Here is a 19,474-nt window from a genome sequence, read left to right as displayed (position 1 = left end):
CGAGATCGTGGCCAGACGCCCCGCGCCCCTGTCGGCGCGGCGCACACCGTCCGTCTGACTCCTCGAGAGGTTCCTGCTTTCCATGTCTGTGCTGGACCACAAGGTCAAAGACCTGTCCCTGGCCGACTACGGCCGCACCGAGATCGAGCTCGCCGAGCACGAGATGCCCGGCCTCATGGCGATGCGCGAGCGCTACGGCGCGAGCCAGCCGCTGAAGGGCGCCCGGATCGCCGGGTCGCTCCACATGACCATCCAGACCGCCGTGCTCATCGAGACGCTGGTCGCGCTCGGCGCCGAGGTGCGCTGGGCGTCCTGCAACATCTTCTCCACCCAGGACCACGCCGCCGCGGCGGTCGTGGTCGGCCCCGACGGGACCCCCGAGGACCCGCAGGGCGTCCCGGTCTTCGCCTGGAAGGGCGAGACCCTGGAGGAGTACTGGTGGTGCACCCAGCAGATCCTCGACTGGGCCACGCAGGGCTCCGGTGAGGGTCCGAACATGATCCTCGACGACGGCGGCGACGCCACGTTGCTGGTGCACCTGGGCGTGCAGGCGGAGAAGAACGGCACCGCCCCCGACCCGGCCACCGCCACCTCGGCCGAGCAGCGGATCATCTTCGAGGCCCTCGTCGCCCAGCTGGAGAAGGACTCCGACCACTGGACCCCGATCGCCAACGGCATCAAGGGCGTGACGGAGGAGACCACCACCGGCGTCCACCGGCTCTACGAGATGATGCGCGAGGGCACGCTGCTCTTCCCCGCGATCAACGTCAACGACTCGGTCACCAAGTCCAAGTTCGACAACAAGTACGGCTGCCGTCACAGCCTGGTCGACGGCATCAACCGCGCCACCGACGTCCTCATCGGCGGCAAGGTCGCGGTCGTGTGCGGCTACGGCGACGTCGGCAAGGGCTGCGCGGAGTCGCTGCGCGGCCAGGGCGCCCGCGTCATCGTCACCGAGATCGACCCGATCTGCGCGCTGCAGGCGGCGATGGACGGCTACCAGGTCAGCACGCTCGAGGAGTCGCTGCCGGTCGCCGACATCATCATCACCGCCACCGGCAACAAGGACGTCGTCACCGTCGACCAGATGCGCCAGATGAAGCACAACGCGATCGTCGGCAACATCGGTCACTTCGACAACGAGATCGACATGGCCGGCCTGGAGGCCGACGGCGTCGCCACGCGGAAGAACGTCAAGCCGCAGGTCGACCTGTGGACGTTCCCCGAGGCCAACGCCCACGGCGGCAGCGCGATCGTCGTGCTGTCGGAGGGCCGGCTGATGAACCTGGGCAACGCCACCGGCCACCCCTCGTTCGTGATGTCGAACTCCTTCACCAACCAGGTGCTGGCGCAGATCGAGATCTTCACCAAGACCGAGGAGTACCCGGTCGAGGTCTACGTGCTGCCCAAGCACCTCGACGAGGAGGTCGCCCGGCTGCACCTGGCCTCGCTGGGGGTCAAGCTCACCGAGCTCAGCGACGACCAGGCCTCCTACCTCGGCGTCGACAAGCAGGGGCCGTTCAAGTCGGAGCACTACCGCTACTAGGTAGCGGTCGACATGGCAGAGCAGCCGCGCGGGACCGGCCGGGTCCTCGTCGTCGACGACGACGCCTCCCTGGCCGAGATGCTCTCGCTCGTGCTGCGCAACGAAGGTTTCGAGAGCCGCATCGTCGCCACCGGCGATGCGGCTCTCGGCGCCTTCCGCGACTACCGACCCGACGTCGTCCTGCTCGACCTCATGCTGCCGGGCAAGGGCGGCATCGAGGTGTGCCGCGAGATCCGGGCCGAGTCCGGTGTGCCGATCGTCATGCTCACCGCCAAGAGCGACACCGTCGACGTCGTCGCCGGGCTGGAGTCCGGCGCGGACGACTACGTCGTCAAGCCGTTCAAGCCCAAGGAGCTGCTGGCCCGCATCCGGGCCCGGGTACGCCGGCTGGGGGAGAACCCGCCGGAGTCGTTGACGGTCGGCGACCTGCGCATCGACGTCGCCGGGCACGCGGTCACCCGCGCCGGCGAGCCGCTCGCGCTGACCCCGCTGGAGTTCGACCTGCTGGTCTGCCTGGCCCGGCGGCCCTGGCAGGTCTTCACCCGCGAGGTGCTGCTGGAGCAGGTGTGGGGCTACCGGCACGCCGCCGACACCCGGCTGGTCAACGTCCACGTCCAGCGGCTGCGGGCCAAGGTCGAGCAGGACCCGGAGAACCCCGAGATCGTGGTGACGGTGCGCGGCGTGGGCTACAAGGCCGGCGGCAGCCTCGATGCCGAGGGCTGAGGGCTCGCTGGTCGGGCGCGCGCTGACCGTGTGGCGCCGCTCGGTGCAGGCCCGCGTGCTGCTCTCGGTGGTGCTGCTCTCGGCGGTCGTGGTCGGCGTGGTCGGCTACGTGCTGCTGCGCCAGATCTCCGGCGGCCTGGTCGACAACCGGGTCCGGGTGTCGGTGGCCGAGGCCGACAGCGAGATCTCCATCGCCAGCAACCGGCTGCGGCAGGCCGGCAGCGGCGACCTCGACGCCGGTGCCCAGCTGCGCCAGCTCGTCGGCACCCTGGTCGAGCGCGGCAAGGTCCGCGGCTTCGACGTCGTCGTGGTGGGACCCGTGGCCGGCAGCGCGCCGGGCCAGGGCGCCGGCGTCGGCACGCGCACCAGCTCCGACGTCCGCGCGGCGAGCGTGCCCACCCGGCTGCGGACCGAGGTCGAGTCCGACCCCGGCACCGCCTGGACCTTCACCCGCATCCAGCGTCCCGGTGGCGGGGGCGGCCCGGGGGTCGTGGTCGGCAGCCAGGTGCTGCTGCCCTCCGACGGCGGCACCTACGACGTGTTCCTTGTCTTCTCGATGAACGAGGAGCAGGACACCCTCGGCCTGCTCAACCGCTCGCTGCTGACCGCGGCGGTGCTGCTGCTGCTCCTGGTGGGCGGGCTGTGCTGGCTGGTGGTGCGACAGGTGGTCAGCCCGATCCGGCAGGCCCGGCAGGTGGCCGAGCGCATCTCGGCCGGCGGCCTGGAGGACCGGATGCGCGTGCACGGCCAGGACGACCTGGCCCGGCTGGCCACGTCGTTCAACCAGATGGCCGACGCCGTGCAGCACCAGATCCGCCAGCTCGAGGAGCTCTCGCGGGTGCAGCGGCAGTTCGTCTCCGACGTCTCCCACGAGCTGCGCACGCCGCTGACCACCGTCCGGATGGCCGGCGACGTGCTGCACGACTCCCGCGGCGACTTCGACCCCGTCACCGCCCGGGCCGCCGAGCTGCTGCAGGCCGAGCTCGACCGGTTCGAGAACCTGCTCACCGACCTGCTCGAGATCAGCCGCTTCGACGCCGGTGCGGCGGCGCTGGAGCTCGACGACGTGGACCTGGTCGACGTCGTCAACCGGGTCGTCGAGGCCACCGCACCGCTCGCCGCCGCGCGGGAGGTGCGGGTCAGCGTCACCGCCGACGGCCCGTGCGTGGCGGAGGCCGACGTACGCCGCGTCGAGCGGATCGTGCGCAACCTGGTCAGCAACGCCATCGACCACGCCGTGCGCGACGACGTGCGGGCCGCCGACATCGAGATCCGGCTGGGCGCCGACCCCGACCCGGTGACCGGCGCGGCGGCGGTGAGCGTGCGCGACTACGGCGTCGGGCTCGAGCCGGGTCAGGCGTCGCTGGTGTTCAACCGGTTCTGGCGGGCCGACCCGGCCCGGGCGCGGACCACCGGAGGCACCGGTCTGGGCCTGGCCATCGCGCGGGAGGACGCCCGGCTGCACGGCGGCCGGCTCGAGGCGTGGGGCCGTCCGCACCGCGGTGCCGCCTTCCGGCTGGTGCTGCCGCGCCACGTCGGCGCGCCGATCACGGCCAGCCCGCTGCCGCTGGTGCCCGCAGCGGCGGCGACCTCGCGCCCGCGCACCCGCGAGGACGTCGCGCGATGAGGGCGCGGGTTCTCGCGCTCGTCTCCTGCCTCCTGCTGCTCGCCGGCTGCGGCATGCTGCCGACGTCGGGCGTCGTGCACCACACCGCCGGCAGCGGCGACGGCGTGGAGGAGGGCGACGCCCGGTTCTCGGCGCCGGGACCGGCCGACGGCGACGACCCGGTGGCCATCGTCAACGGCTTCCTGCAGGCGATGACGGCCAACCCCGCCACCACCTCGGTCGCGCGCAGCTACCTCTCCCGCGACGCCCGCGGCTCGTGGAACCCCACCCGAGGCACCGTCGTCTACTCGACGGCCTCGGTCACCCAGCGCGGCAGCCAGCAGGTCCGGGCCCGGTTGGCCGATCCGCGGCTGCTGGACTCCCGCGGCAGCTGGCTGGGCAGCGCGCCGGCCGCCGCCGGTCGGCTGAGCCTGCAGGTGGTGCGCGAGGACGGGCAGTGGCGCATCACCGATCCGCCCGACGAGCTGCTCGTGCCGGACTGGTTCCTCGACCAGCGCTACCAGCCGTACAACCTGTACTACTTCGATCCCAGCGAGCAGACCCTGGTGCCCGACCGCGTCTACGTGCCGCGCGGCGAGCAGGCCCCCTCGCAGCTGGTGCGCGCGCTGCTCAACGGCCCCGGGCCCGGGCTGTCGACGAGGGTGCGCACGGAGTTCCCGCCGCAGACCCAGCTCAACCTCTCGGTCGTGGTCGCCGACGACGGCACCGCCGAGATCCCGCTCAGCGGGCCCAGCGGCGACCACCTCGCGTCGCTGCCGTCCGCCAAGCTGAGCCGGGCCGCCGCGCAGCTGGCCTGGACGCTGCGCCAGGTGCCGGGCGTGTCCCGGCTGCGGATCACCGTCGGCGACACCGCGATCACCCTGCCCGACGGCCGCCGCGACTTCAGCGCCCAGAGCGGCAACCGCTACGCGCCGACGGTGGCCACCGCACGCTCGGCGCTCTACGGCCTGCGCAAGGGCCGGCTCGTGGTGCGCACCGGCACCACCGAGCAGCCGGTGGCCGGCGCGTTCGGCACCGGCGCCTTCGTGCTGCGGTCGTTCGCGGTGCGCCTCGACGGCGGGGCCGTGGCCGGTGTGAGCGGCAACGGCCGGATGCTCTACGTCTCGCGGCGCCTGGGCGCGGGCGCTGACGCACCCCCGCCGAGCCGCGTCTACGCCGGCGCCGACCTGCTGCGGCCCGGCTACGACATGTTCGGCACGCTGTGGTGGGTCGACGACGCATCCAGTGGGGCACGCGTCTACCGGATGGTCGACGGCACTCCGACCCCGGTGCGGGTGCCCGGGGTGAGCGGCGCCAAGGTGAAGTCGTTCACGATCAGTCGCGACGGCACGTCGCTGGTGGCGGTGGTCGACGCCACGGGCGGCGACCAGGTGATCGCCGCCGGTCTGGAGCGCACGGCCGACGGCGACGTCGTCGGCGCCCTGCCGGGTCGCAGCATCGGCAACGTCCCCGACGACCTCGACGACCTGCGCGACGTGGTCTGGCGCAGCCCCAACGACCTCGCGGTGCTCGGGCGGCTGCCCAACGGCGTCTTCGAGGTGCTCTTCGTCAGCCTCGACGGCTCGCCCGGCGACCCGCGCGCCGTCCCGCCCGACACCCGCCGCGGCGAGGTGACCGGGCTGGTCGGGGCGCCCGACAGCACGCTGCCGCTCTACCTGGTGCTCAGCGGCGGTCAGCTGCTGCGCCTCGACGACAGCTCGCGTTGGGCGGCCTCGGGCATCCCCAAGGGCCTCGTCGACCCGGCCTACGTGGGCTGAGCGGCGGTCAGGACCTCCTGGGCCAGCAGCTCTCGCCACGCTGTGGGGCGCTGCCAGTAGTAGCCCTGGCCGAGGTCGCAGCCGTACGCGGCCAGCCGTTCGGCCACCTCGGCGCTCTCGACGCCCTCGGCGGTGACGGTGCAGCCCAGCCGATGGCCCAGGTCGATGATCGAGGCGACGACGGCCTCGCTGGCCGGCTCGCGGTCGAGCCGGTCGACGAACTGGCGGTCGATCTTGATCTCCGCCACCGGGATCGCGCGCAGCTGGGCCAGATTGGTCACGCCGGCACCGAAGTCGTCGAGCGAGACCCGGATGCCCGCCTGCTGCAGGTCGACCACGGTGCGGCGCAGCACCTCGTCGTCGAAGGGCGTCATGGTCTCGGTGAGCTCCAGGATGAGCCGCTCGGGGTCCACGCCGTAGCGCCGGGTGGCCTCGACGGCGCGCTGCACCACGTCGGGGGCGGTCAGGTTGCGGGCCGAGACGTTCACCGAGAGCGTCCAGTCGGCGCCCGCCTGCTGCCAGGCGGCGCAGTCGCGCAGCGCCCGGTCGACCACCCAGGCGGTGAGCTGGTCGATCAGCGGCGACCGCTCGGCGACGGGGATGAACTCGTCGGGTGACATCCGGCCGCGCTGGGGGTGCTGCCAGCGCACCAGCGCCTCGACGCCGACGGTGCGACCGGTCGCGAGCAGCACCTTGGGCTGGTACTCCACGAAGAGCTGGTCCTCGGCGATGGCCTCGGCCAGCTCGCGCTGCAGCACGAGCGGCGAGAGCGCGGCGGGCGCGATGGCCGGGGCGTAGGTGACGATCTTGGTGGCGCCGCGCTTGCCCTCGTACATCGCGGTGTCGGCGTGCTGCAACAGCTCCTCGACGTCGCCGGCGTCGTCGGGGAACAGGCACAGGCCCAGGCTGGCGTCGATGCTGATGACGACGCCGTCGACGGCCACGTCCTCGCGGATCTCGTGGCGGGCCCGCTCCATGAGCACCATGGCCTCCTCGGCGTCGTGGACCCGGCGCAGCAGCACGGCGAACTCGTCGCCGCCGAGCCGGGCGACCACGTCGTCGGAGCGAAAGGCGCCGACCAGCCGGCGGGCCACGACGCGCAGCAGCTCGTCCCCGGCGGCGTGGCCGAGGGTGTCGTTGACCTCCTTGAAGCGGTTGAGGTCGACCAGCACCAGCCCGCCCTTGCGCTCGGCTGAGCTCTCGGCCAGCGCGCGCTCGGCCAGCCGGCGGAACAGCGCGCGGTTGGGCAGCCCGGTGAGCGGGTCGTGCAGGGCGCGGTGCTCGTGGCCCGCGGCGTCGCGGCGCAGCGCCCGCGTGGTCCACCACGAGATCAGTGCGAGCATCACGTACAGCGCCAGCAGGCCCAGCCCGAGCCGCAGGTAGCCGCGGTGGGTGTTGTGCTCGACGACCTTGGCGATGTGGTCGTAGGGGAACCGGATCTCCAAGATGCCGATCGGCAGTCCGTTGCGCTCGGAGACCACCGGCTCGAGCACCCGCACGGCGCGGGTGCCGGTCATGTCGAACTGGGCCACCGGCGTGCCGGACTCGACCCGTCGGAAGGCCGCGGTGGTGGTGTCGCGTCGCTGCTCGCGATCGCCCGCGGAGGCGAAGACGACCTGCCCGTCGAAGTTCACGAGGTTCAGCTGGGCCACCGAGCCCTTGAAGATCGCCTCGTTCGAGACGGCGTAGAGCTTGATCTCCTGGGCGTCGGTGAGCCGCAGGCCGGGCGACACGTCGAGCAGGGCGGGACCGATCGACATCTGCTCGATCACCGCCGCCTGGGCCAGTCCCTGCTGCAGCGCGCCCTGCTCCGCGTCATGGCGGTAGCTGGCTCCCAGCACCACGCCCAGCACCAGCACGGGCACCAGGCTCGCACCGGCGTACAGCGCGAACAGGCGCAGCCCGCGGGCGCGGAAGCGGCGGTACGGCATGCGCCATAGTGTGGAGGGGATTCGGACATCTCGGACAGCTTTCGGACAGATAGCGCTCGTCCACAGCCGGGCGGGGCGGCCCTGGCGGAGTCTGGCGCCGGCGGCCAGGATGGCGGGGGTGAGCCTCCTCGACGCCCTGCTGGACCTGGCCGCGGGCACGGTCTGCGTGGGGTGCGCCCGGCCCGGTCGCGTGCTCTGCCTCGCCTGCGAGGCCGCCCTGCCGCTGCGCCCTCGAGCGGCGCGACCCACGCCCCGTCCGGCCGGGCTGGCGCCGACCGTGGCCGCCGGCGGCTACGACGATCCCGTGGTGCGCGCGATGGTCATCGCCCACAAGGAGCGCCGCGCGTTCGCGCTCGCGCGGCCGCTGGGCGATCTGCTGGCGAGCGCTGCGGCCGGGCTGGTCGAGCGGCCCTGCCTGGCCGGCTCGCGCGTGCTGCTGGTGCCGGTGCCCTCGCGCCCGGCGGTGGTGGCGCGCCGCGGCCACGACCCGGTCCAGCGGGTCGCCCGGCGGGCCGCGGCACGGCTGCGGGCCGCCGGGCACGACGTCCGTGCGGTCGACGTCCTGCGTCAGTCCGAGCGGCCGCAGGACCAGGGCGACCTGGGTGGTGCGCAGCGCCGGGAGAACGTGCGCCGCACGATGGCCGCCCGCGGCGCCGCACTGCGACGCCTGGCCCGCGAGGGCGCGCCGGTGGCCGCGGTGGTGGTCGACGACGTGGTCACCACCGGCTCCACCGCGCGCGAGGCCCAGCGAGCACTGGCGGCGGTCGGCGTGTCGGTCGCCGGCATCGCCTGCGTGGCTGCCACGGACGTCCGAACGGCCGGTGACGGTTCCCCACCGATCGCGTACCGTCGGCCCATGGAGCCCGACTCCGCGATCTGACCCGAGGCACGTGGTGCCTCGGGTCTTGTCGTTTTCACCGTCGTCTCACAAGGAAGGTCAGCGCATGGACATCGTGGTCAGCGGTCGCCACTGCGACGTGTCCGATCGTTTCCGGGAGCACGTGGAGGAGAAGCTCACGCGGCTGGAGAAGCACGACCATCGGATCATCCGGGTCGACGTCCTGGTCGAGAAGGACTGCAGCCCGAACCCCGCGCAGGCGGTGCGCATCGAGCTCACCGCGAAGTCGCGCGGGCCGGTGGTGCGGGCCGAGTCGGCCGCCGAGGACAAGATGGCGGCGCTGGACCTGGCGCTGGACAAGATGGCCGCGCAGATGCGCAAGGCCGCCGACCGCCGCAAGGTGCACCGGGGCCAGCGTCGGCCGCAGTCGGTGGCGCGGGCGATGGCCTCGATCGGCGCCCCCGTGCTCGAGGAGTCGGCCGAGGAGGTGCTCGAGCACCAGGTCGGCCCGGTCACGGTCACCGGCGACGGCCCGTTGGTGGTGCGCGAGAAGGTGCACGAGGCGGTGCCGATGACGCTGGAGCAGGCGCTGTACGAGATGGAGCTGGTCGGTCACGACTTCTACCTGTTCGTGGACAAGGAGAGCGAGAAGCCCTCGGTGGTCTACCGGCGTCGCGGCTACGACTACGGGGTGATCTCCCTGAGTGGTCTTTGAGTAGCCCGTCTGGACGTCTGACATGATGCGAACGTGTCACAGCAGCCAGTCGCGGTCCGCCCCGCCGGCGCCGAGCCCGTGCGCGTGGTGGTGGTCGACGACCAGGAGCTGTTCCGGCGCGGGCTGATCATGCTGCTCGGTGTCGAGCCCGACATCGAGGTCGTCGGCGAGGCCGGCGACGGGCAGGACGCGGTCGAGCTGGTCAAGAACGTCGTGCCCGACGTGGTGCTGCTCGACGTCCGGATGCCCAAGCGCACCGGGCTCGAGGCGTGCATCGAGATCAAGGACCTCGTCCCGGCGGCGCGGATCATCATGCTCACCGTCAGCGACGAGGAGGCCGACCTCTACGAGGCGGTCAAGAACGGAGCGTCGGGCTACCTGCTCAAGGACTCCTCGATCGACGAGGTCGCCCAGGCCGTGCGCGTCGTCGCCGAGGGGCAGTCGCTGATCAGCCCGTCGATGGCGGTCAAGCTGCTCGACGAGTTCAAGGAGATGTCGCGCACCGACAAGGAGCAGGTGCCGACGCCGCGGCTCACCGACCGCGAGCTCGAGGTCCTGCGGCTGGTGGCCAAAGGGCTGAACAACCGCGAGGTGGCCAAGGAGCTGTTCATCTCCGAGAACACGGTGAAGAACCACGTGCGCAACATCTTGGAGAAGCTCCAGCTCCACTCGCGCATGGAGGCGGTCATGTACGCCGTCCGCGAGAAGCTGCTCGACCTCCCGTAGGTGGTCCCCGAGCGCCTCTCGCTCGCGCGCGCCCGCCGGGTGGCGCTGGCGGCCCAGGGCTTCCGCGACCCGGCGCATGCGGTGCCGACCATGCGCACCTTCTCACGCACGCTCGAGCGCACCGGGGTGCTCCAGGTCGACTCGGTCAACGTGCTGCAGCGGGCCCACTACATGCCGCTGTTCTCGCGGATGGGCCCCTACGACGTCGAGCTACTGCGACGCGCCTCCGAGCACCGGCCGCGCCGGATGGTGGAGTACTGGGCGCACGTGCAGGCCTTCATGCCGGTCGACCTGTGGCCGGCGATGCGGCACCGCATGGCCGACTACGCCGCCCAGCGCGGCAAGTGGGGCTCCTCGGGCGTCACCGACGAGCTGATGGACTCACTGCTCGCCGAGATCGCCGACCGCGGGGCGAGCACCGCCCGGGAGCTGGACGAGGGGCTGCCGCGCACCAAGGACCACTGGGGCTGGAACTGGTCGGTGACGCGCCGCGCCCTCGACGCGATGTTCTCGGCCGGCCAGGTCGCCGTCGCCTCGCGCACCTCGCAGTTCGAGATCCGCTACGACCTGCCCGAGCGGGTGCTGCCGCCGCACGTGCTGGCCCAGCCGACGCCGAGCCGGGCCGAGGCCTCCCGCGAGCTGGTGCGCCGTGCCGCGCGCTCCCACGGCGTCGCGACGGTCCGCGACCTGGCCGACTACTACCGCATGAAGCAGGCCGACGTCGTCCCGGCGGTACGCGAGCTGGTCGAGGCGGGGGAGATCGTGCCGGTCGAGGTGGAGACCTGGCGCCAGCCGGCGTACCTCCACGCCGACGCGGCCCACCCGCGCCGGGTGCCCGCCCGGGCCGTGCTCAGCCCGTTCGACCCGGTCGTCTGGGAGCGCTCACGCGCCGAGCGGCTCTTCGGCTTCCACTACCGCATCGAGATCTACGTCCCCGCCGAGCTGCGGGAGTACGGCTACTACGTGCTCCCGTTCCTCCTCGGCGAGCAGATCGTGGCCCGAGTCGACCTCAAGGCCGACCGGCGCGCCGGGGTGCTGCGGGTGCCCGCGGCGTACGCCGAGCCCGACGCGCCCGCCCACGCCGCGGCCGAGCTGGCCGCGGAGCTGCGGTCGCTGGCCGACTGGCTGGGCTTGGCCGACATCCTCGTCGAGGAGCGCGGCGATCTGGCGCCGGCCCTGAGGGGCGCGGTGGCCGCGGGGCGCTGATCCCACCCGCCCCACTGCTTTCTCCAAACACCGTACAAAACGGACATATCTCCTTTACGGTCGTCGCGTTGTCGCATCGAGCGGCCGAATCGTCGACGAGCAGGGGAGCAGCGGGTTGCGCACGCACGGGATCAAGGAGCGGATCGTCGTCGGACTGGCGCTGGCGGCGGTGGCTGTGGCGCCGGTGCTGGTGCAGGCCCCCGCCGAGGCGGCCACCCGGGTCAGCATTGCGGCGACGCCCGCGGGGATCCTCACTGGCGGCCACGCCACCTTCGCCGGCGGGGTCAGCACCCGCTCGCACCGGCTGGTGCGGCTGCAGCTGAACAGTGCGGGCGTGTGGCGCAACGTCGCCAAGGCCCGCACCACCAAGCGCGGCAAGTACCTCGTCGCCGACCCGTCCTCGCGCATCGGTCAGTACCGCGTCGTCATGCCACGGGCGCGGGTCAGCGGCCGGACGCTGCGTGCGGTCACCTCCAGCACGGTCACGGTCGGGCTGGCCAGCTCCCTGGAGAGCGGCCAGACCCTGCAGTCGGGTCAGTTCCTGACCTCGCCGGGCGGGGTCTACCAGCTCGTGATGCAGCCCGACGGCAACCTGGTGCTCACCACCGTGGCCGACCCGGCCACCGTCGTGTGGAGCACCAACACCGCCGGCCACCCCGGCGCACGGCTCGTGATGCAGTACGCCGGCAACCTGGTCCTGGTCGACCCCGCCAACGTGCTGCTGTGGAGCACCAGCACCGCCGACGCGGGCAGCGACCTGTCCGTCGACGACGCGGGCGGCGTGAGCGTGCACGACGGCACCACGGTGCTGTGGGACCGCGTCGCCGGCGTCCACGTGCCGACCGACCCGGTCGGCACCTCCCAGGCGGCCGTGCGCGGCCAGACCTGGGTGGACGCGAAGGTGAAGTACTCCCAGAGCAAGTACTACACGAACTCCTACGGCCGCTACCGCACCGACTGCTCCGGCTTCGTGTCGATGATGTGGGGGCTCTCCAGCAGCTACACCACCCGCACGATCCCGAGCATCACCACGGTCATCACCAAGGACCAGCTGCGCAGCGGCGACGTGCTGAACTCGCCGGGCTACCACGTGGTGCTCTTCGACGCCTGGGCCAACGCCGCCCATACCCAGTACTGGGCCTACGAGGAGACCCCGAGCAGCGGAGCGGCCCACCACGTGCTGCCCTACCCGTACTGGAGCAGCTCGCGGCCGAAGTCGTTCGTGCCGCGCCGGCTCTCGCAGTAGCGGCGAGCCGGGGCCGTTAAGGATCACCGCTCACCGGCCGATGAACTAGAGGTGAACGCGACCCACCGTGGTCGTCGTAAGGTCCCGCTGCGGGGGTACGCAACCGGCCTGCTCGGCGTCCTCCTGCTGGCGATGCTGCTGCCCGTCAGCGGCTTCGCCGATGGGTCGCGCACGCTCAACCCCACCGACACCACGTGCGGCACCGCCAGCAGCTGCCGGGCCAACCTGTGGTGGCACAAGGCCACCTACGGGCCGGCGAGCAGTCGGATCCAGCAGCGCACGCTGCTGACGGTCTACCTGCGCAGCGGCGAGCAGCTCCTGCTGGGCTCCTCGGCCGTCGGCGTCGACCAGGGCGATGCCTGGGTGTGGGCGCCGGGCGCCATCACCGACGAGCAGGCGACCGACCTGCCCGGCATCAACGGCGCCGCGGGCGGTCCGGTCTTCAAGTGCTCCACCCAGCGCGCCGCCACCGGCGTCAGCGCCCAGGGCAGGATCACCACGCGCGCCCAGGAGCAGCAGGGCCCGCGCTCGGTCGACGGGACCACCAACACCGCGGGCTGGGTGCCGTGCAGCTACGCGGCCCCCGCCACCGGCCTGTACAAGGTGGCGTTCTTCGGCACCGCCGGCCCCAACCCCACCAACGACAGCACCAGCCCGACCGGTGAGACCAAGCTCTCCAGCGCCGGCAACTTCTCCTCCACCCAGGGCACCAGCGTCGCCGCCTGGGACGCCACGGTGCGGCCCACGGTGTCGAGCACCCAGGGCATCGCCGGGCGCGTCTTCTCCTACGTGCTCGAGCAGACCACCGGCGCCAACCAGCGCCCGATCGCCCAGACGCTCTACGCCACCACGAGCGACGGGTACGTGTACCGGCTCGACACCCGCGGCCTGGACCCGGCGGGCTTCATGCTCTTCTCCAGCGGACGCGGGTTCCTCGACCCGGCCGGGGAGCCGCTGTTCCACGACGTCGTCGGCAACAGCAACGACCTGTCCACCGTGCAGGGCGGCGTCAGCTTCGCGGCGCCGGAGTTCCCGATCTCGCAGTCCCCGCTGGCTCCCGAGACCCTCGCCGCCCTCGGCGTGCCCGCCGGGCCGACGGCGCCCACGCTGGGCGACCTGACCTTCGAGGGCGCGGCCACCGGTCGCCACGTCTTCGTCGGGCGCGGCGGCACGTTCCGGTTCACCACCAACGTCGCCGGACGCTACGAGATCGTGATCTCCCGCGACGGCAACGGCTTCGACCCCGGCACCACGACCAACCGCGTGCTGCGCGGGACCGTGCCCGCCGGCTCCCAGAGCGTGGTGTGGAACGGCAAGGACAACGCCGGCACCGACTTCCCCGCGGGCGCGACGTACACGGTGCGGGCCCGGGTCGAGGCCGGCATGGCCCACTTCCCGCTCATCGACGCCGAGAACTCCACGCGCGGTGGTCCCAGCGTCACCCTGACCAACCCGCCGGGCGGCAGCTGCGCGTTCGGCGGCTCGTGCACGCGCGCCTTCTACGACGACCGCGGCTACACCACCAGCGCCGGCAACGTCGGCACCCCCGGCAGCACCCTGTGCGGCCTGAACCCGCCCACCGTCAACCACTCCGACGGCGTCGACGGCTACGACAGCTCGGGCACCCAGCGCGCCTACGGGTCCACCACCTCCACCGACGCCAACGCCGGGTGCAGCGGTCAGTTCGGTGACTGGAAGGCGCTGGACACCTGGGTCTTCCACCCCAGCGACCAGCAGGCGGCGTCGTTGACCGTCGACGCCGTGCCGGCCGGCCCGGTGGCCGTCGACGACAGCGCCGGCGTCCCCGCCGGCACCGTGCTGCGGGTGGCCGCCGGCGACACCGCGGGCCTGCTGCGCAACGACTCCGGCACCCAGCTCGCGGTCTCCGGCCACACCACCCCCGCCCACGGCGGTCTCACCGTCGCGGCCGACGGCTCCTGGGTCTACACCCCGGACCACGGGTTCAGCGGCGACGACGCGTTCGGCTACACCGTGACCGACCCGGCCGGGCAGACGGCGTCGGCCACGGTGCGGATCGTCGTCGCCCCGGTGGCGGCGGCCGACGCTGTCGCCACCGGAGCCGACCTCGCCCGCACCGTCACAGCGGCGGACGGCGTGCTGGCCAACGACACCGGCAGCGGGCTCACCGTCGTCGCCAGCACCGCCCCCGGCCACGGCACGGCCACCGTCGGGACCGCGGGTGGCTTCACCTACACCCCGGCGGTGGGCTACAGCGGCTCGGACTCCTTCGACTACACCGCGCGCGACAGCGCCGGCCGCTCGGTCACCGCCACCGTCTCGGTGGTGGTCACGCCGCGGGCGGTGGCCGACTCCGCCGCCACGCGCGCCGGGCACGCCCTGGAGGTGGACCCGGCGGGCGTGCTGGGCAACGACCACGGGACGTCGCTGGTCGTCACCGCGGCGACGACGCCGGGCCACGGCACGCTCACCTGGACCGCCGCCGGCGGGTACCACTACGAGCCCGCAGCGGGCTTCTCCGGCGACGACTCCTTCCGCTACACCCTCACCGACGCGGCCGGCCGCACCGACCAGGCCACGGTGAGCATCACCGTGACCCCGGTGGCCACCGACGACGCCGGCACCACCTCGGCGGGCACCGTCCTCGTCGTGCCGTCCTCGGCCGGCGTGCTGGCCAACGACGCCGGCTCGGGGCTGCGCGCAGCCGTGTCGTCGGCGCCTTCGCACGGCACCCTGGTCCTCGACGCCGACGGCGGCTACCGCTACGAGCCGTCGCCGGGGTGGTCGGGACCGGACTCCTTCATCTACACCGCCACCGACTCCGCCGGACGCACCGCGACGGCCGCCGTCGGCCTCCAGGTCGTCCCGCGGGCGGTCGACGACGTCGAGCTGCTCGTCGCCGGCGGCCTGCTCGACGTGGCCGCGCCCGGCGTGCTGGGCAACGACGTCGGCACCTCGCCGCACGTGAGCGGACACACCGCTCCCACCCACGGCGTGCTCGGCATCGCCGCCGACGGGTCGTTCACCTACCGGCCCGCGGCCGGCTTCTCCGGCGACGACTCCTTCGGCTACACGCTCACCGACGCCGCCGGACAGGCCGCCACGGCCACCGTCTCGGTGGTGGTCGCGCCGCGCTCGTTCGACGACACCGCCCAGGCCACGGCCGGCACCGACCTCGTGGTCCTGACCTCGGCCGGCGTGCTCGTCAACGACCTCGGCACCGGGCTGGTCGTCACCGCCAGCTCCGCACCCGCGCACGGCACCGCGTCGGTCGACCCGACCGGCTCCTTCGTCTACCGGCCGGCGTCCGGGTTCTCCGGCGAGGACCACCTCGACTACACGGTTCGCGACGCGGCCGGCCGCACGGCGACGGCGGGCATCGACGTGGTGGTGGTGCCGCACGCGGCCGACGACGCCTACCTGACCCCGTGCGGCACTCCGCTCACGGTCACCGCCGCCGACGGCCTGCTCCGCAACGACGCGGGCAGCGCCCTGACGGTCGTGGGCATCGACCTGCCCGGCCACGGCGCGGTCAGCGTGCGGGCCGACGGATCGCTGGCCTACTCGGCCGATCCCGGCTTCGCCGGCGCCGACGGCTTCGGCTACCGGGTGCGCGACGCCCGGGGTCGCAGCGCCGCGGCCTCCGTGCGGGTCGGCGTCGGTCCCTGCGCCGTGCCCGACCGGAGCACGACCCCGGCGGGACGGCCCATCACCCTCGACACGCTGGCCAACGACCGCGGCAGCTCGCTGCACCTGGTCTCGGTCACCCAGCCGCCGGCCGGGACCGGCACCCTGGTCGTCGACGGCGACCTGGTCCGGTTCACACCGGCGCCCGGGTTCTCCGGCACGGTCACCTTCTCCTACACCGTCGTCGACGCCGACGGCCAGACCAGCACCGCCCAGAGCAGCGTGACGGTGATGGCGACCCGGGCCGCCGGCACCGGGACCGGCACCACGACCGGCACCACGACGGGGGGCTGGACCTCGGTGGTGCACCACGGCGCGACGGTCACCTCCAGTAGCACCTCGAGCAGCACCGTGCATCCCGCAGCAGCGGCGCCGGCCGCCAGCCCCGTCCTGCCGGCCACCGGCAACGAGGCAGGACCCGGGCTCCCGCTCGGCGGTGCGGCGATGACGCTGCTCGGCGCGCTGCTGGTGACGCGCAGGCGTCGCCGCGGCTAGCCCCACCCGTACGATGGCAGGTGGTTCCGGGGCCGCGAGGCCCGAGCAGCGGTTGAGGAGACATCTGTGTCGGTCATCGACAAGGTCCTACGGATCGGCGAGGGCAAGATCCTGCGTCGCCTGGAGGGCGTCGCCCGTGCCGTCAACGCCATCGAGGACGACTTCGTCGCGATGAGCGACGAGGAGCTGCGCGGCATGACCGAGGAGTTCCGCAAGCGACTGACCGACGGCGAGAGCCTCGACGACCTCATGGCCGAGGCCTTCGCCACCGTCCGCGAGGCGGCCCGCCGCGTGCTGGGGCAGCGTCACTTCGACGTCCAGATCATGGGCGGCGCCGCGCTGCACCTGGGCAACATCGCCGAGATGAAGACCGGCGAGGGCAAGACCCTGGTCGCCACGCTGCCCTCCTACCTCAACGCGCTGGCCGGCCAGGGCGTCCACGTCGTCACCGTCAACGACTACCTGGCCACCTACCACGCCGAGTGGATGGGCCGCGTGCACCACTTCCTGGGCCTCTCGACCGGCGTGGTCGTGCCCGAGATGACCCCGGAGGAGCGTCGCGAGGCCTACGCCTGCGACATCACCTACGGCACCAACAACGAGTTCGGCTTCGACTACCTGCGCGACAACATGGCCAACGCGCTCGAGGACTGCGTGCAGCGTGGCCACAACTTCGCCATCGTCGACGAGGTCGACTCCATCCTCATCGACGAGGCGCGCACGCCGCTCATCATCTCCGGCCCCACGCAGGACGAGGTGAAGTGGTACGCGGAGTTCGCGACGCTCGCGGAGCGGCTGACCAAGGACACCGATTACGAGACCGACGAGAAGAAGCGCACCATCTCGATCCTCGAGCCCGGCATCACCAAGGTCGAGGACCACCTGGGCATCGACAACCTCTACGACTCGGTCAACACCCCGCTCATCTCGTTCCTGAACAACTCCATCAAGGCCAAGGAGCTGTTCCGCAACGACAAGGAGTACGTCGTCATGAACGACGAGGTGCTCATCGTCGACGAGCACACCGGACGCATCCTGTCCGGGCGCCGCTACAACGACGGTCTCCACCAGGCGATCGAGGCCAAGGAGGGCGTGACGGTCCGCGAGGAGTACCAGACGCTGGCCACGATCACGCTGCAGAACTACTTCCGGCTCTACGACAAGCTCTCCGGCATGACCGGCACGGCCATGACCGAGGCCTCGGAGTTCGACAAGATCTACAAGCTCGGCGTCGTGCCCATCCCGACCAACAAGCCGATGCAGCGCGCCGACCAGTCCGACCTCGTCTACCGCACCGAGGCGGCCAAGTACCAGGCCGTCGTCGACGACATCGAGGAGCGGCACCGCCAGGGCCAGCCCATCCTGGTCGGCACCGTGTCGGTGGAGAAGTCCGAGCACCTCTCCGACCTGATGAAGCGACGCGGCATCGCCCACACCGTCCTCAACGCCAAGCAGCACGCCGACGAGGCGAAGGTCGTCGCGCTCGCCGGTCACCGGGGCGCGGTCACGGTGGCCACCAACATGGCCGGTCGCGGTACCGACATCATGCTGGGCGGCTCCGTGGAGTTCCTCGCCGACCAGCAACTGCGCGAGAAGGGCCTCGACCCGGTCGACGACGCCGAGGCCTACGAGGCCGAGTGGGCCGCCGCCGTGGAGCGTGTCACCGGCCAGGTGCACGCCGAGGCCGACGAGGTCCGCGAGGCCGGCGGGCTCTACGTCATCGGCACCGAGCGCCACGAGTCGCGCCGCATCGACAACCAGTTGCGCGGCCGGTCCGGGCGGCAGGGCGACCCGGGGGAGTCGCGGTTCTACCTCTCCCTCGAGGACGAGCTGATGCGGCTCTTCAAGTCCGACTGGGTGGACCGGGTGCTGGTCGCCCTCAAGGTGCCCGACGACGTCCCGATCGAGAACAAGTCGGTCACCAAGTCCATCGCCTCGGCGCAGGCCCAGGTCGAGGCGCAGAACTTCGACTCCCGCAAGAACGTCCTCAAGTACGACGACGTGATGAGCCGGCAGCGCGAGGTCATCTACGCCGAGCGCCGCGAGGTGCTCGAGGGCGCCGACCTGCACGAGCAGATCCGCACCATGATCGACGAGGCCGTCGCCTCCTACGTCAACGCCGCGACCGAGAACTTCCCCGAGGAGTGGGACCTCGACGCGCTGTGGACCGCGCTGCGCACCATGTACCCGATCTCGATCCGCTGGCAGGACCTCGAGGCCGAGGCCGGCGACCGCGACGTGATGGAGCGCGAGGACCTCCTCGCCGCCGTCCAGGCCGACGCGCAGGCGCAGTACGACGCCCGCGAGGCCGAGCTCGGGGCCGAGGTGATGCGCGAGCTCGAGCGTCGCGTCCTGCTCTCGGTGCTCGACCGCAAGTGGCGCGAGCACCTCTACGAGATGGACTACCTGCGCGAGGGCATCGGGCTGCGGGCCTACTCCCAGCGCGACCCGCTGGTGGAGTACCAGCGCGAGGGCTTCGACATGTTCTCCGCCATGAAGGAGGGCATCCGCGAGGAGACCGTCGGCTTCTTGTTCCACATCGAGGTCGAGCTGGAGGAGGAGCCGCAGCCCGGCGACGAGGCCTTCGAGCTCACCCCCTCGGCCGCGGCCGCCACCCACCTGCACGCCCGGGGTCTCGAGGCTCCGCAGGCGCCGACCAACCTGACCTACTCCGCCCCGGCCGAGGGCGGCGAGGTCGAGGTCACCGCCGGCAGCGCCGCCGACGCCGACGACCCGTTCGCCGGCGTCAGTCGCAACCAGCTGTGCCCCTGCGGCTCGGGCAAGAAGTACAAGCGTTGCCACGGCGCCCCCAACGGCCCGACCGGCCAGGTCACCCGCGCCGGGGGCTAGCCGCCGCGCCGCTCGCAGGGCTCGCGCGGCTGCTCAACCACCGGGTCGCGCTGGTTGAGGAGGTGCGCTCGCACCGTCTCGAAACCAAACCAGGACGTCTGTGGTCGGCGCTGGTGGTGGGGTGGTTTCGACGCGCTCGCTCGTTCCT

Annotated in this window: 12 protein-coding genes; 11 read left to right on the top strand and 1 reads right to left on the bottom strand. The window is 72.5% G+C overall.

What is annotated here, in order from left to right; all coding sequences use genetic code 11:
• Positions 1 to 82 precede the first annotated feature (82 nt).
• The 4 genes from ahcY to D9V37_RS08405 are packed head-to-tail and all read left to right on the top strand — an operon-like array spanning position 83 to position 5,653.
• Positions 83 to 1,546, top strand: coding sequence for an adenosylhomocysteinase (gene ahcY, locus D9V37_RS08420; protein WP_121805662.1), 1,464 nt, complete (start codon positions 83 to 85; stop codon positions 1,544 to 1,546).
• Positions 1,547 to 1,558: 12 nt separating this feature from the next.
• Positions 1,559 to 2,269 carry an MtrAB system response regulator MtrA gene (gene mtrA, locus D9V37_RS08415; RefSeq protein WP_121805661.1) on the top strand — a complete coding sequence of 237 codons (711 nt, stop codon included), beginning with the start codon at positions 1,559 to 1,561 and terminating at the stop codon, positions 2,267 to 2,269.
• A complete protein-coding gene (gene mtrB, locus D9V37_RS08410; protein ID WP_121805660.1) occupies positions 2,256 to 3,896 on the top strand; it encodes an MtrAB system histidine kinase MtrB in 1,641 nt (546 codons plus the stop codon). Before mtrA ends, mtrB begins: the two co-directional genes overlap by 14 nt.
• Positions 3,893 to 5,653, top strand: coding sequence for an LpqB family beta-propeller domain-containing protein (locus tag D9V37_RS08405; RefSeq protein WP_121805659.1), 1,761 nt, complete (start codon positions 3,893 to 3,895; stop codon positions 5,651 to 5,653). The genes mtrB and D9V37_RS08405 overlap by 4 nt, the downstream gene beginning before the upstream one ends.
• On the opposite strand, the gene D9V37_RS08400 is transcribed toward D9V37_RS08405, so the two are convergent.
• Positions 5,641 to 7,584, bottom strand: coding sequence for a putative bifunctional diguanylate cyclase/phosphodiesterase (locus D9V37_RS08400; RefSeq protein WP_121805658.1), 1,944 nt, complete (start codon positions 7,582 to 7,584; stop codon positions 5,641 to 5,643). The two genes, D9V37_RS08405 and D9V37_RS08400, sit on opposite strands and share 13 nt — an antisense overlap.
• Positions 7,585 to 7,702: 118 nt before the next feature.
• On the opposite strand from D9V37_RS08400, the gene D9V37_RS08395 reads away from it, so the two are divergent.
• From D9V37_RS08395 to secA, 7 genes are all read left to right on the top strand, one after another.
• Positions 7,703 to 8,464: a ComF family protein gene (locus D9V37_RS08395; RefSeq protein ID WP_232524817.1), complete on the top strand. Its 762-nt coding sequence runs from the start codon at positions 7,703 to 7,705 to the stop codon at positions 8,462 to 8,464.
• 64 nt (positions 8,465 to 8,528) lie between these two features.
• Positions 8,529 to 9,137: a ribosome hibernation-promoting factor, HPF/YfiA family gene (hpf, locus tag D9V37_RS08390; RefSeq protein WP_121805656.1), complete on the top strand. Its 609-nt coding sequence runs from the start codon at positions 8,529 to 8,531 to the stop codon at positions 9,135 to 9,137.
• 33 nt (positions 9,138 to 9,170) lie between these two features.
• A complete protein-coding gene (locus tag D9V37_RS08385) occupies positions 9,171 to 9,863 on the top strand; it encodes a response regulator (protein WP_121805655.1) in 693 nt (230 codons plus the stop codon).
• Positions 9,864 to 11,069: a winged helix-turn-helix domain-containing protein gene (locus D9V37_RS08380; protein WP_232524816.1), complete on the top strand. Its 1,206-nt coding sequence runs from the start codon at positions 9,864 to 9,866 to the stop codon at positions 11,067 to 11,069.
• A 115-nt stretch (positions 11,070 to 11,184) separates the two neighbouring features.
• The gene (locus tag D9V37_RS08375) at positions 11,185 to 12,315 is read left to right on the top strand and encodes a hypothetical protein (RefSeq protein ID WP_121805654.1); all 1,131 of its coding nucleotides are present in this window, start codon (positions 11,185 to 11,187) and stop codon (positions 12,313 to 12,315) included.
• Between the two features lie 51 nt (positions 12,316 to 12,366).
• Positions 12,367 to 16,476, top strand: coding sequence for an Ig-like domain-containing protein (locus D9V37_RS08370; RefSeq protein ID WP_121805653.1), 4,110 nt, complete (start codon positions 12,367 to 12,369; stop codon positions 16,474 to 16,476).
• A gap of 66 nt (positions 16,477 to 16,542) precedes the next feature.
• Positions 16,543 to 19,326: a preprotein translocase subunit SecA gene (gene secA / locus D9V37_RS08365; RefSeq protein ID WP_121805652.1), complete on the top strand. Its 2,784-nt coding sequence runs from the start codon at positions 16,543 to 16,545 to the stop codon at positions 19,324 to 19,326.
• The last annotated feature ends 148 nt before the right edge of the window (positions 19,327 to 19,474 follow it).

Source organism: Nocardioides mangrovicus (assembly GCF_003674065.1).
Classification (GTDB): domain Bacteria; phylum Actinomycetota; class Actinomycetes; order Propionibacteriales; family Nocardioidaceae; genus Marmoricola; species Marmoricola mangrovicus.
The sequence above is the reverse complement of the archived record's forward strand: the minus strand, read 5'-3'. Positions and strand labels throughout refer to the sequence as shown.

Bases quoted from the DNA above. Each gene is read 5' to 3' on its own strand.
- ahcY (WP_121805662.1), top strand. From the start codon at position 83: ATGTCTGTGCTGGACCACAAGGTCAAAGACCTGTCCCTGGCCGACTAC.
- mtrA (WP_121805661.1), top strand. From the start codon at position 1,559: ATGGCAGAGCAGCCGCGCGGGACCGGCCGGGTCCTCGTCGTCGACGAC.
- mtrB (WP_121805660.1), top strand. From the start codon at position 2,256: ATGCCGAGGGCTGAGGGCTCGCTGGTCGGGCGCGCGCTGACCGTGTGG.
- D9V37_RS08405 (WP_121805659.1), top strand. From the start codon at position 3,893: ATGAGGGCGCGGGTTCTCGCGCTCGTCTCCTGCCTCCTGCTGCTCGCC.
- D9V37_RS08400 (WP_121805658.1), bottom strand. From the start codon at position 7,584: ATGCCGTACCGCCGCTTCCGCGCCCGCGGGCTGCGCCTGTTCGCGCTG.
- hpf (WP_121805656.1), top strand. From the start codon at position 8,529: ATGGACATCGTGGTCAGCGGTCGCCACTGCGACGTGTCCGATCGTTTC.